Origin of the sequence: Streptomyces sp. NPDC014864, assembly GCF_043081525.1 — a bacterium.
In the GTDB taxonomy this organism is placed as follows: domain Bacteria; phylum Actinomycetota; class Actinomycetes; order Streptomycetales; family Streptomycetaceae; genus Streptomyces.
The window spans coordinates 188,007-201,911 of sequence record NZ_JBIBWT010000015.1 but is presented as its reverse complement, the minus strand read 5'-3'; the positions used below and the strand labels follow the sequence as shown (position 1 = coordinate 201,911).

At 70.5% G+C, this 13,905-nt stretch carries 5 protein-coding genes, 1 tRNA gene and 1 rRNA gene; 6 read left to right on the top strand and 1 reads right to left on the bottom strand.

The features are described from left to right. The 3 genes from rrf to ACF1A5_RS25690 all read left to right on the top strand — a co-directional run. Positions 1-93: ribosomal RNA gene (gene rrf / locus ACF1A5_RS25700) — 5S ribosomal RNA — on the top strand; the annotation flags it as partial. A gap of 114 nt (positions 94-207) precedes the next feature. Beyond that, positions 208-870, top strand: coding sequence for a DegT/DnrJ/EryC1/StrS family aminotransferase (locus ACF1A5_RS25695; RefSeq protein ID WP_392195228.1), 663 nt, complete (start codon positions 208-210; stop codon positions 868-870). 110 nt (positions 871-980) lie between these two features. Further along, positions 981-1,056: transfer RNA gene (locus ACF1A5_RS25690), tRNA-Thr, on the top strand. A 98-nt stretch (positions 1,057-1,154) separates the two neighbouring features. On the opposite strand, the gene ACF1A5_RS25685 is transcribed toward ACF1A5_RS25690, so the two are convergent. Beyond that, positions 1,155-3,911 carry a SpoIIE family protein phosphatase gene (locus ACF1A5_RS25685; protein WP_392195219.1) on the bottom strand — a complete coding sequence of 919 codons (2,757 nt, stop codon included), beginning with the start codon at positions 3,909-3,911 and terminating at the stop codon, positions 1,155-1,157. 374 nt (positions 3,912-4,285) lie between these two features. On the opposite strand from ACF1A5_RS25685, the gene ACF1A5_RS25680 reads away from it, so the two are divergent. The 3 genes from ACF1A5_RS25680 (at position 4,286) to ACF1A5_RS25670 (ending at position 13,756) form a co-directional block, all read left to right on the top strand. Then, on the top strand, positions 4,286-9,790 hold the full coding sequence (locus ACF1A5_RS25680; RefSeq protein WP_392195218.1) for a HAMP domain-containing protein: 5,505 nt from the start codon (positions 4,286-4,288) through the stop codon (positions 9,788-9,790). A gap of 295 nt (positions 9,791-10,085) precedes the next feature. Beyond that, positions 10,086-10,766, top strand: a complete 681-nt coding sequence (locus ACF1A5_RS25675; RefSeq protein WP_392195217.1) for a two-component system response regulator — start codon at positions 10,086-10,088, stop codon at positions 10,764-10,766. Positions 10,767-10,948: 182 nt separating this feature from the next. Continuing rightward, a complete protein-coding gene (locus tag ACF1A5_RS25670; protein WP_392195216.1) occupies positions 10,949-13,756 on the top strand; it encodes a DNA translocase FtsK in 2,808 nt (935 codons plus the stop codon). Positions 13,757-13,905: the final 149 nt, after the last annotated feature.

Genomic DNA, 13,905 nt, shown 5'->3' with positions numbered 1-13,905 from the left:
ACGCCCGGTTACATTCCGAACCCGGAAGCTAAGCCTCACAGCGCCGATGGTACTGCAGGGGGGACCCTGTGGGAGAGTAGGACACCGCCGAACAATTCTTCAAAGGGTTGGACCCCGAACTTCGGTTCCGGGTCCAACCCTTTTTTGTTTGCCGTCACTTGAAGTTCACGTTGCGCAACCAGCATCCGTGGCATGGGTACTGCTGCACTGCTCAGGGCTGCCGGCGTCGGAATCGGTGACGAGGTCGTCGTACCGGCGTTCGGGAACGTGGAAGTCACCGAGGCCGTGGTTCAGGTCGGCGCGCTGCCGGTGTTCGCCGACATAGATCCGCTGACGTACTGCCTCGACGTGACCGCAGTCGAGGCGGTCGTAACTCCGCGGACAGCGGGCGTTGTTGCCGTACACCGCTTCGGGCGGTCGGCCGAGATCGCGCGACTGCACGCGCTCGGACGGCGGCACGGTCTGCTGGTGCTGGAACAGGCGGAGTCCGAGGCGCCGTACGACGAGACGGCCCAGCGCAGGGAACGGGCCGCCTATCTGGACGCGAAGTTGCGGGGCGTGCGTACGCCGGACGGCGGCGCCGGGCACACCTACCAGCAGTACGTGGTGCGGGTGCCGGGGAACGGCCGGCCGGACCGGGACGCCTTCGCACGGGCGATACGGTCCAGGGGAGTTGACTGCCGGGTGCCCGTGAAGACCCCCGTGCACCGGCTGCCCGAGTACCGGCGGTGCGTGTCCCTGCCGGAGACCGAACGGGCCGCGGAGGAGACGCTCGCGCTGCCGGTGGACGCCGCGTTGACCCGGCGGGAGATGCAGCGGATCGTCTCCGCTTGCAACGCGCTCGGCGGACTGCTGCAGCCCGCGCTCTGACAGCCGTCCGTGACAGGTCGCGTGACGGACCGTTCGTGGTTGGGAGCACGACTTCGTTCGGGGTATGATCTATTCCGTTGCCGCGAGGGAAACCTCGCAGAAGGCGACCGGCCCCTATAGCTCAGTCGGTAGAGCGTCTCCATGGTAAGGAGAAGGTCAACGGTTCGATTCCGTTTGGGGGCTCCAGCAAAAAGGCCTCACCCTTCCGGGTGGGGCCTTTCGCATATCCGCGCGCATGTCCGCGTCCGGCCCGGACGGTTGGTCCGCCGGGTCGGTCCGCCGCCTCAGTCCGTCATGATCTCCGGGACCCGCATCGCCAGGATCGCCATGTCGTCCGACGGCGCGTCCGACGCGAAGCGCTCCACGGCGCGCATGATGCGGGCCGCCACCGCGCCGGCCGTCAGGCCCGTGCAGGTGGTGAGGACGTCCGCGAGGCCGTCGTCGCCCAGCATCCGGGTGCCCTCGCGGCGCTCGGTGACGCCGTCCGTGACGCACAGCAGGACGTCGCCCGGGTCCAGCGTGACCGTCTGCTCGTACAGTTCCAGGTCCTCCATGACGCCGAGGAGCGGCTGGGGTTCGGCGGCCGGCTCGACCGTGCCGTCCTGGCGCAGACGCAGGGGCAGCGGATGACCGGCGCAGACCACCTTCAGGACCGCGCTGCCGTCCTCCTGGGGCCACAGCTCGCCGTAGAGCAGGGTCAGGAAGCGGCTGCGGGCGCCCTCGTCGAGGATCGCGGAGTTCAGGCGCTGCAGGACCGCGGGGCCGCCGAAGCCCTCGCGGGCCAGCAGCCGGAGCGCGTGCCGGGCCAGGCCGGTGACCGCCGCCGCCTCCGGTCCCGTACCGCAGACGTCGCCGATGGCGAAGCCGTAGGCGCCGTCGCGGATGGGGAAGAGATCGTAGAAGTCGCCGCCGACCTCGTTGCCCTCGCCGGCCGCGCGGTAGATGACGTCGACCTCCACGCCGGCGACCTCGGGCAGGCCGGGCGGCAGGAGGCTGCGCTGGAGGGACTGGCTGATCGCCGTGCGCTCCGAGTACAGGCGGGCGTTGTCCAGGGCCAGGGCGGCCCGGCGGCTCAGGTCCTCGGCCAGTTCCAGGATCTCCTGGCGGAAGTGCTCGTCGGTGGGCTTGCCGAGGGTCAGCATGCCGATGACGCGGTTGCGGGCGACCAGGGGCAGGACGACCGTCTCGCCGCCGATCGCGGAGGCCGTCGCCAGGGTCGGGCCGACGGAGGTACCGACCCGGTGGGGCGAGTCGCCGAGACCGAGGCTGCGCATGGAGGTGCGCAGCGCGGCCTGGTGGGCCGCCTCGGCCGGGGTCGTCCAGATCCGGGCGCCGGGGGTGGGGACCGGGTCCGGCGGCGGCACCTTCGACAGCAGCGACTTGATCCCGTCGATCAGGTCCTCGTCCTCGTGCAGGACGTACGACAGGTACGGCTCGGAGGCCTGGTCGGCGATCGTGTAGACGGCGCACCAGGTGGCCAGGGTCGGGACCGTCATCTGTGCCATCAGGGCCAGGGTCTGGTCGCGGTCCAGGGTGCCCGCGAGCAGGTCGGAGGCCTCGACCAGGAAGCTGAGCGAGCCCCGGCGCAGCCGCTCCAGTTCGCCGAGGCGGGCCGACTCGACGGCCAGGGCGATCCGGTCGGCGGCGAACTGCAGACGCAGCGCCTCCTCGTTGGAGTATCTGCCGGGGGCCTCCGCGGCGACGCCGAGGGAGCCGGTGAGACGGCCCTCGACCTTGAGGGGGACGGTGACGACCGAGCGCATGCCGGTGCCGTGCAGCAGCGGCACGGCGCCCGGTACGGCCGCCAGGTCGTCGTGGACGGCCGGCATCCGGGCGGAGCCGTAGCGGCCGGGGCCGGCCTCGACGGGGACGCGGGCGAAGCGCTGGCGGGCGGAGGGCAGGCCGGTCGAGGCGCGGACCTCCAGCTCCGTCTCGTCGTCGGTCGCGAGGAGGAGGAAGGCCGCGTCGGCGTCGAGCATGTCGCGGGCGCGTTCCACGGTGCGCTGCAGCAGGCCGTCGAGGTCGTCGGGGGCGGGGGAGCCGATGAACACCTCGAACGGGTCGGCGCTCTGGCCGTCGGGGGCGGTGCCCGCGTCGGTGGACGCCGGGACCCGTGACGGGGTCTGCAGAACGGCCCGTTCGTGATCCTGCACCAGCAGGCACACGGTTGACGGCTCGCCGCCGGTGTCGCGGACGCGCAGGTGTGAGGCGTAGACGGGGATGACGCGGCCGTGGGCGCCGCGGATGCCGTAGCTGCCCTCCCAGCGGGAGAGCCGGAGCGCCTCCGCGATGCCGGTGCCGGTGCCCGGGGTGTGCGGCCAGGCCGCGAGGTCGGTGAGCGGCTTGCCGGTGACCTGCTCGGCGGCGTAGCCGAAGAGGGTCTCCGCGTCCTCGTTCCAGGACGTGATGGAGCCGCCGCGGTCGATCTGGACGACGGCCACGCGGACCCGGCCGTCGGCGAGGGGGAGCATCGCGGCGGGGAGGGCGGGGCCGGCGGCGCGGGTGCCGACCGGGCGCTCGGGCAGGTCCAGCAGGAACCAGACGTTCTTGTGCGTGGGCGTGTACTCCACGCCCCAGCGGCCGGCCAGGGCGGCGCACAGCTGGAGGCCCCGTCCGCCCTCGCGGTCGGGGCTGCCCATGTTGATCGCCGCGCCCTGGAGCGGGATCTCCCGCTCGGGGTAGCGGTCGGCGACCTCGATCCGCACCCCCGCGTCGCTGCGCAGGCACAGGACGTCGGCGGCGGTGCCCGCGTGGACGACGGCGTTGGTGACCAGTTCGCTGGTCAGGACCACGGCGTCGTCGACGATGTCGCCGAAACCCCACCCCTGGAGGGTGTCGCGGACGAAGGAGCGGGCGGTCGCGACCGATCGTCCGACGGGCTCGAAGCTGGCGGCCGCGCGCGCGGTGATCACAGCACTCCTCGTCCGGTTGTCGACGTGCAGGGGTCCGTGGCCGCCCGGCTCGCGCCGCTGCTCGGGCAGCTGCGGATCGGTCGGCCGTGGCTCCGGGGACTGTCCCCCCGGGATCACTCCGGTGGTCATTGTGTGCGGCCGCCTCCATGCCCGCTCGTTCCGTGCCACCGCCCAGGCCGGACCGGACCGGCGTGGCTGGACAGCCGCATGCAAGGTTACTTACCTTCCCTGCCCCCGCGGATGCCGGTCAGCAGTGTTTCCGCCCGGAGAGTGTGCGGACGGTGTGCGAAGCTGCCGAACTGTTATGGCCTGGTTCGGCCGGGGTGAAACACTGGGCAAGCTTCCGGTGAAGGTCCGGGCAGGCTGAGTGTGGTCTTCGCATGGGGGGCAGCAACCCTTCAGGTGACCTGATTACATCGTGCAGGAATACGGAGCAGTAACTGGTACGCCGGGTGACACCCGGGCACAGAGCGTGAATGGTCGACCCTTGCGGGAGGGACACAGTGGAGTCTGGCGCAGCGGCGCGGAGCACTAAGACGCGCGCGAAGGGCGGACAGTCCCTGAGCAGCCAGCGCAAACCTCGCGGCGGGACCACCGCGGTCGACACGGCTGCCTTGAACCGGCTGCTCGCCGCGCTCGTCTCCATGCGCGACGGGAACTTCCGCAAGCGGCTCACGGTGTCCGGGGACGGCGTGATGTCGGAGATCGCGGCGGTCTTCAACGAGGTCGCCGACCGCAATCTGCATCTGACCGGTGAGCTGTCGCGGGTGCGGCGCATGGTCGGGCGTGAGGGCAAACTCACCGAGCGCCTGGAGACGGGTGCCTGCGAGGGCTCCTGGGCCACCGCGATCGACAACTCCAACGCGCTCGTCGACGATCTCGTACGGCCCGTGTCCGAGGTCGGCCGAGTGCTGTCGGCGGTGGCCGAGGGCGACCTGTCGCCCCGGATGGAGCTGCGCTCGCAGACGCCGGAGGGGGCCGGGCATCCGCTGCGCGGGGAGTTCCTGAAGGTCGGGCGGACGGTCAACAACCTGGTCGACCAGCTGTCGACGTTCACCGACGAGGTCACGCGGGTGGCCAGCGAGGTGGGCACCGAGGGCAAGCTGGGCGGGCAGGCCCAGGTGCGGGGCATGTCCGGGTCGTGGAAGGACCTCACCGACTCGGTCAACACCATGGCGTACCGGCTGACCGCGCAGGTGCGGGACATCGCGCTGGTGACCACGGCGGTCGCCAAGGGTGATCTGTCGCGCAAGGTCACCGTGCACGTGGCCGGCGAGATGCTGGAGCTGAAGAACACCGTCAACACGATGGTCGACCAGCTCTCGGCCTTCTCCTCCGAGGTGACGCGGGTCGCCCGGGAGGTCGGCACGGACGGCATCCTCGGCGGCCAGGCGCATGTGCCCGGGGTGGACGGCACGTGGAAGGAGCTCACCGACTCGGTGAACCTGATGGCCGGGAACCTGACGGCCCAGGTGCGCGGGATCGCGCAGGTCACCACGGCGGTCGCCAACGGCGACCTGTCGCAGAAGGTGACGGTTCCGGCGCGTGGCGAGGTCGCGCAGCTCGCCGAGACGATCAACCAGATGACGGAGACGCTGCGGATCTTCGCCGACGAGGTCACGCGCGTGGCGAACGAGGTGGGCGCCGAGGGCCGCCTCGGCGGGCAGGCGAACGTGCCGGGCGCGGCGGGCACGTGGAAGGACCTGACCGACTCGGTCAACACGGTCTTCCGCAACCTCACCACGCAGGTTCGGGACATCGCCGCGGTGACGACCGCGGTGGCCAGCGGTGACCTGTCGCAGAAGGTCACCGTGGACGTGGCCGGCGAGATGCTGGAGCTGAAGAACACCGTCAACGGCATGGTCGACCAGCTGTCGTCGTTCGGTGCCGAGGTCACGCGGGTGGCGCGGGAGATCGGGGTCGAGGGTGAGCTGGGCGGTCAGGCGCAGGTGGCGGGGGCCGCGGGGACGTGGAAGGACCTGACGGACTCCGTCAACACCGCGTTCCGCAACCTCACCGGTCAGGTGAGGAACATCGCCCAGGTGACGACGGCGGTGGCCAACGGCGATCTGTCGCAGAAGGTCACGGTGGACGTCTCCGGCGAGATGCTCCAGCTGAAGAACACCGTGAACACGATGGTGGACCAGCTGTCGTCCTTCGCCGACCAGGTGACCCGGATGGCCCGGGACGTGGGCACGGAGGGCCGGCTCGGCGGTCAGGCGCAGGTGGACGGCGTCTCCGGCACGTGGAAGGAGCTGACCGACTCCGTCAACTTCATGGCCGGGAACCTCACCTCCCAGGTGCGGCAGATCGCCCAGGTGACGACGGCGGTGGCGCGCGGTGACCTGTCCCAGAAGATCGACGTCGACGCGCGCGGGGAGATCCTGGAGCTGAAGAACACCATCAACACGATGGTGGACCAGCTCTCCGCCTTCGCCGACCAGGTCACCCGGGTCGCGCGTGAGGTGGGCACGGAGGGCCGGCTGGGCGGTCAGGCGCAGGTTCCCGGCGTCGCCGGTGTGTGGCGGGACCTGACCGACTCGGTGAACGGCATGGCCGGGAACCTGACGGCCCAGGTGCGCAACATCGCGCAGGTCGCCACCGCCGTGGCGCGCGGTGACCTGTCCCAGAAGATCACCGTGGACGCGCGCGGGGAGATCCTGGAGCTGAAGAACACCCTGAACACGATGGTGGGCCAGCTGTCGTCGTTCGCCCAGGAGGTCACGCGGGTGGCCCGTGAGGTGGGCACGGAGGGCATCCTCGGCGGTCAGGCCGAGGTCCAGGGCGTCTCCGGCACCTGGAAGGACCTCACCCAGTCGGTGAACTTCATGGCGAACAACCTGACCATCCAGGTCCGCAACATCGCCGAGGTCACCACGGCGGTCGCCAAGGGCGATCTGTCGAAGAAGATCACCGTCGACGCCAAGGGCGAGATCCTCGAGCTGGTCACCACCGTGAACACGATGGTCGACCAGCTGTCGTCGTTCGCCGAGCAGGTGACCCGGGTGGCCCGTGAGGTGGGCACCGAGGGCATCCTCGGCGGGCAGGCGCACGTGCCGGGCGTCGTGGGCATCTGGAAGGACCTCAGCGACAACGTCAACCTGATGGCCAACAACCTGACCATGCAGGTGCGCAACATCTCCCAGGTCGCGGCCGCGGTGGCCAACGGCGACCTGACGCGGACGGTGACGATCGAGGCGCGCGGTGAGGTCGCGCAGCTCGCGGACACCTTCAACACCATGGTGAAGACGCTGAGTTCGTTCGCCGACCAGGTCACCAAGGTGGCCCGCGAGGTGGGCACGGACGGCATCCTCGGCGGGCAGGCCTATGTTCCGGGGGTGGCCGGCACCTGGAAGGACCTCACCGAGTCCGTGAACCAGATGGCGTCCAACCTGACCGGCCAGGTGCGCAACATCGCCATGGTCACCACCGCCATCGCCAAGGGCGATCTGACCAAGAAGATCGACATCGACGCGCGCGGCGAGATCCTGGAGCTGAAGACCACGATCAACACGATGGTCGACCAGCTGTCCTCCTTCGCCGAGGAGGTCACGCGCGTGGCCCGTGAGGTGGGTACGGAGGGTCAGCTCGGCGGTCAGGCCCGCGTGCGGGACGTGGACGGCACCTGGCGCGACCTGACGGAGTCGGTGAACGAGATGGCCGGGAACCTGACCCGGCAGGTGCGTGCCATCGCGCGCGTGGCGACCGCGGTGACCCGCGGCGACCTGAACCTGAAGATCGACGTCGACGCCTCCGGTGAGATCCAGGAACTCCAGGACTACATCAACAAGATGATCGCCAACCTGCGCGACACCACGATCGCCAACAAGGAGCAGGACTGGCTGAAGGGCAACCTGGCGCGCATCTCCGCCCTGATGCAGGGCCGGCGCGATCTTCAGGACGTGGCCTCGCTGATCATGAGCGAGCTGACGCCGGTGGTCTCCGCGCAGCACGGCGCGTTCTTCGTCGCGATGTCGCCGGCCGACGGCACGGAACTCGGCGGTGACAGCGGGGACGAGTACGAGCTGCGGATGCTCGGCTCGTACGGCTACTCGATGGGCTCCATGCCGACGTCGTTCGGGCCGGGTGAGGCGCTGATCGGCACGGCCGCGCAGGAGAAGCGCACGATCCTCGTGGAGAACGCGCCCAGCGGCTATCTGAAGATCTCCTCCGGGCTGGGCGAGGCGCCGCCCGCGCAGGTGATCGTGCTGCCGGTGCTGTTCGAGGGGAAGGTGCTCGGTGTGATCGAGCTGGCGTCCTTCACCCCCTTCACGCAGATCCAGAAGGACTTCCTCAACCAGATCGCGGAGATGATCGCCACCAGCGTCAACACCATCTCCGTCAACACCAAGACCGAGCTGCTGCTGAAGCAGTCGCAGGAGCTGACCGAGCAGCTTCGGCTGCGCTCGGAGGAGCTGGAGCAGCGGCAGAAGGCTCTGCAGGCGTCCAACGCCGAGCTGGAGGAGAAGGCCGAACTGCTGGCCCAGCAGAACCGCGACATCGAGGCGAAGAACTCCGAGATCGAGGAGGCGCGGCAGGTCCTGGAGGAGCGGGCCGAGCAGCTCGCGGTCTCCATGCGCTACCGCAGCGAGTTCCTGGCCAACATGTCGCACGAGTTGCGCACCCCGCTCAACTCCCTGCTGATCCTGGCAAAGTTGCTCGCCGACAACGCGGAGGGGAACCTCTCGCCGAAGCAGGTGGAGTTCGCCGAGACGATCCACGGCGCGGGCTCCGACCTGCTCCAGCTGATCAACGACATCCTGGACCTGTCGAAGGTCGAGGCGGGCAAGATGGACGTCTCGCCGACGCGTATCGCACTGGTCCAGCTGATCGACTACGTGGAGGCCACCTTCCGGCCGCTGACCGCGGAGAAGGGCCTGGACCTGTCGGTGCGGGTGTCGCCGGAACTGCCCGCCACCCTGCACACCGACGAGCAGCGGCTGCTGCAGGTGCTGCGCAACCTGCTGTCCAACGCGGTGAAGTTCACCGACTCCGGTTCGGTGGAGCTGGTCATCCGGCCCGCGCGGGGCGACGTCCCGCAGGCGATCCGGGAGCAGTTGCTGGAGACGGGCTCGCTGACCGACCCGGACGCGGAGATGATCGCCTTCTCGGTCACCGACACCGGTATCGGCATCGCGGGCAGCAAGATGCGGGTCATCTTCGAGGCGTTCAAGCAGGCTGACGGCACCACCAGCCGCAAGTACGGGGGTACGGGCCTGGGGTTGTCCATCTCGCGGGAGATCGCGCAGCTGCTCGGCGGCGAGATCCACGCGCAGAGCGAGCCGGGCCGCGGCTCGACGTTCACGCTGTACCTGCCGCTGCACCCGGGCGAACTGCCCCCGCAGGGCTACCAGCAGCCCGGATCGGCGCTGAACGCCGACGAGTTGGTCGTGTCCTCGGAGTCGTCGCCGTCCGACCTGTCCGAGCTGTCCGCCGCGGAGATCGAGACGCCGGCGGAGGTGAAGTCGTACCAGGAGACGCAGAACGGGGCCGCGGCCCTGTTCCGGCGCCGCCGCCGGGCGCTGCCGTCCGCCACGCCGCGGCCCGCGGTGCAGGGCAGGCAGGTGCCGGAGCAGTGGCCGGCCGCCCGGGAGCAGGAGGCGGCCGGGCAGGGACACCGCGACGCGCGGTTCGGCGGCGAGAAGGTCCTGATCGTCGACGACGACATCCGCAACGTGTTCGCGCTGACCAGCGTCCTGGAGCAGCACGGGCTGTCCGTGCTGTACGCGGAGAACGGCCGTGAGGGCATCGAGGTCCTGGAGCAGCACGACGACGTGGCGGTGGTGCTGATGGACATCATGATGCCGGAGATGGACGGTTACGCGACGACCACGGCGATCCGCCGGATGCCGCAGTTCGCCGGGCTCCCGATCATCGCGCTGACCGCCAAGGCGATGAAGGGCGACCGCGAGAAGGCGATCGAGTCGGGCGCCTCCGACTACGTCACCAAGCCGGTCGACCCCGATCACCTGCTGGCGGTGATGCGGCAGTGGATGCGGGTGGAGTGACGGCGGGGAGAACCAGGGGTGTGCACGCGGAGTCGCTGACGCGGTGTGGCCGAAGTCGTGTAGGAGCACGGGATTCGGGGAACCTTCTGGTCTCCCGCTACGTTTCCGCTCCGGGCACAAGGACATGCACAGTGACATCACGGTGACAGGGTGTGGCGACGGGCGGGGTGCGGCTACGATGACCGGCACAAGGACGGACGGCGTAAGGGAGCCGTCCCCTGGGGCGGTACCCGCGGGTGCCTCCCCGGTTCACGCGGACAGGGGTGGCCCCACGCCGGGGCGAGGAGGGCGGGCCATGGTGCAGAAGGCCAAGATCCTCCTGGTCGATGACCGGCCGGAGAATCTGCTGGCGCTGGAGGCCATCCTCTCCGCGCTCGATCAGACACTGGTGCGGGCATCGTCCGGGGAGGAGGCGCTCAAAGCGCTGCTCACGGACGACTTCGCGGTGATTCTGCTCGACGTGCAGATGCCGGGCATGGACGGCTTCGAGACGGCGGCGCACATCAAGCGGCGGGAGAGGACCCGGGACATCCCGATCATCTTCCTCACCGCGATCAATCACGGGCCGCACCACACGTTCCGCGGGTATGCGGCGGGCGCCGTGGACTACATCTCCAAGCCCTTCGACCCGTGGGTGCTGCGCGCCAAGGTCTCCGTCTTCGTCGACCTGTACATGAAGAACTGCCAGCTGAAGGAGCAGGCGGCCCTGCTGCGGCTCCAGCTGGAGGGCGGCGGCAAGGCCGGTGTCGGTGAGGGCAAGGAGGCGGCGGGGCTGCTCGCCGAGCTGTCCGCCCGCCTCGCGGCCGTGGAGGAGCAGGCCGAGGCGCTGTCCAAGCAGCTCGACGACGACTCGGCGGACGCGGCCGCGGTGGCCACGGCGGCCCATCTGGAGCGCAAGCTGACCGGCCTGCGGCGGGCGTTGGACGCCCTGGAGCCGGGGGCGGGCAGCACCTCCTCGGTCTCGTCGACGAACTGACCCGCGCCGCCCGGACGTTCGGCACCTTCCGGACATGTCGGATGTGCTGTTCGTCGTGTGCGGGGTGACCGCCCGTCGCCTCGTGAGGTGCCGTCAGTTTCCCGACCCCGTCGGCACGACACGAACGGGTGAAGCACTGGGCACACGTGTCCGGCGCCGTCTCCACCGGTAACCTCACACCTATGGCCTCACGTCCCTCCGCAGCCAAGAAGCAGCCCGTCAGGAAGGCGGCCGCTCCCGTGAAGGCTGCGGCGAAGAAGGCCGCCGCTGCGAAGAGGGCCCCCGCCAAGAAGGCCCCGGCGCGCAAGGCACCCGCCAGGAAGGCCGCGGCCAAGGCGCCCGCGCCCCGGCCGGCGCCGAGTCCGACCGGGGGCATCTACCGGCTCGTGCGCGCCCTCTGGCTCGGCCTCGCGCACGCCGTCGGCGCCGTGTTCCGCGGCATAGGGCAGGGCGCCAGGAACCTCGACCCCGCGCACCGCAAGGACGGCGTCGCCCTGCTGCTGCTCGCGGTCGCGCTGATCGTCGCCGCCGGCACCTGGGCCGACCTGCGCGGCCCCGTCGGCGACCTGGTCGAGATCCTGGTGACCGGGGCCTTCGGCCGCCTGGACCTGCTCGTGCCGCTGCTGCTCGCGGTCGTCGCCGTGCGCTTCATCCGGCACCCCGAGCAGCCGGAGGCCAACGGCCGCATCGTGATCGGCCTGTCCGCGCTCCTCATCGGCGTGCTCGGCCAGGTCCACATCGCCTGCGGCTCCCCCGCCCGCGGCGACGGCATGCAGGCCATAAGGGACGCCGGCGGTCTCATCGGATGGGGCGCGGCGACCCCGCTGACGTACGCCATGGGCGACGTGCTCGCCGTGCCGCTGCTCGTGCTGCTCACGGTCTTCGGCCTGCTGGTCGTCACGGCCACCCCGGTCAACGCGATCCCGCAGCGGCTGCGGCTGCTCGGGGTGAAGCTCGGCATCCTGCCCGAGCCCGAGGACGACGAACTGGAGTACGCCGAGGACGACGCGCGCTACGACGAGCAGTGGCGCGAGGCGCTGCCCGAGCGCCCCCGCAAGCGCCAGAGCGCCCCTCAGGCGTACGACCCCGAGGGCGCGGAGCAGGAGGCACTCGCCAAGCGCCGCGACCGCCCCCGGCGTTCCGCCGTGCCGCAGCCCGACATGGGGCGGCGGATGGACGCCGTGGACGTCGCCGCGGCCGCCGCGGCGGCGCTCGACGGCGCGGTCCTGCACGGCATGCCCCCCTCGCAGGTCGTCGCCGACCTCACCCAGGGCGTGAGCGGGGGCGACCGCGTGGAGACGACCCCGACCCCCGTCCCGGCCGCCCGCCCCGAGCAGGACACCCCCGCCGCCCGCCCCGACCGGGACGAGGCGGCCGGCCGCCCCGCCAAGGCCGCCGCGGCCCCCCGGCCTCCGCAGGACGAGCAACCGGCCGGCGTCCCCGACCTCACCAAGAAACCGCCCACCGAGACCCGCGAGCTGCCGCCGCGCGCCGAGCAGCTCCAGCTGTCCGGCGACATCACCTACTCCCTGCCCCCGCTGGACCTGCTGGAGCGCGGCGGCCCGGGCAAGTCGCGCAGCGCGGCCAACGACGCGATCGTCGACTCCCTGACCACCGTCTTCACCGAGTTCAAGGTCGACGCCCGCGTCACCGGCTTCACGCGCGGGCCGACGGTCACGCGGTACGAGGTCGAACTCGGGCCCGCCGTCAAGGTCGAGCGCATCACCGCGCTCACCAAGAACATCGCGTACGCCGTCGCCAGCCCGGACGTCCGGATCATCAGCCCGATCCCCGGCAAGTCCGCGGTCGGCATCGAGATCCCCAACACCGACCGGGAGATGGTCAACCTCGGCGACGTGCTGCGCCTGGCGGAGTCGGCGGAGGACGACGACCCGATGCTCGTCGCGTTCGGCAAGGACGTCGAGGGCGGCTACGTGATGCACTCGCTGGCGAAGATGCCGCACATGCTGGTCGCCGGCGCGACCGGTTCCGGCAAGTCGTCCTGCATCAACTGCCTGATCACCTCGGTCATGATGCGGGCCACGCCCGAGGACGTCCGGTTGATCCTGGTCGACCCCAAGCGCGTCGAGCTCACCGCGTACGAGGGCATCCCGCACCTGATCACGCCGATCATCACCAACCCCAAGCGGGCCGCCGAGGCGCTCCAGTGGGTCGTCCGGGAGATGGACCTGCGGTACGACGACCTCGCGGCGTACGGCTTCCGGCACATCGACGACTTCAACCGCGCCGTGCGCGAGGGGAAGGTCAAGCCCCCCGAGGGCAGCGAGCGGGAGCTGCAGCCGTACCCGTACCTGCTGGTGATCGTCGACGAGCTCGCCGACCTGATGATGGTCGCGCCGCGCGACGTCGAGGACGCGATCGTGCGCATCACCCAGCTCGCGCGGGCCGCCGGCATCCACCTGGTGCTCGCCACCCAGCGGCCCTCGGTCGACGTCGTCACCGGTCTGATCAAGGCGAACGTGCCCTCGCGGCTCGCGTTCGCCACCTCCTCGCTGGCCGACTCGCGCGTCATCCTCGACCAGCCCGGAGCCGAGAAGCTGATCGGCAAGGGCGACGGGCTCTTCCTGCCGATGGGCGCGAACAAGCCGACCCGTATGCAGGGCGCGTTCGTCACCGAGGAGGAGATCGCGGCCGTCGTCCGGCACTGCAAGGACCAGATGGCGCCCGTCTTCCGGGACGACGTCACCGTGGGCACCAAGCAGAAGAAGGAGATCGACGAGGACATCGGCGACGACCTCGACCTGCTGTGCCAGGCGGCCGAACTGGTCGTCTCCACCCAGTTCGGGTCGACCTCCATGCTCCAGCGCAAGCTGCGAGTCGGCTTCGCCAAGGCCGGACGGCTGATGGACCTCATGGAGTCGCGGAACATCGTCGGCCCCAGCGAGGGCTCCAAGGCACGTGACGTTCTCGTGAAACCCGATGACCTGGACGGTGTGCTGGCCGTGATTCGCGGGGAGTCCGCGGGGTAGCAGCAAAACGGCCGTCCGGCGGATCCGCTTACTGCGGGTGGGTGGGGTGCGTGCACCGTGATCCACCCGTTAGAGACCGACGGGCAACCGTTTCCCCTGGACATACGTCAAGTTGAGCGAAAGGACGGGCGCGGGTCCCACGCTGGGCG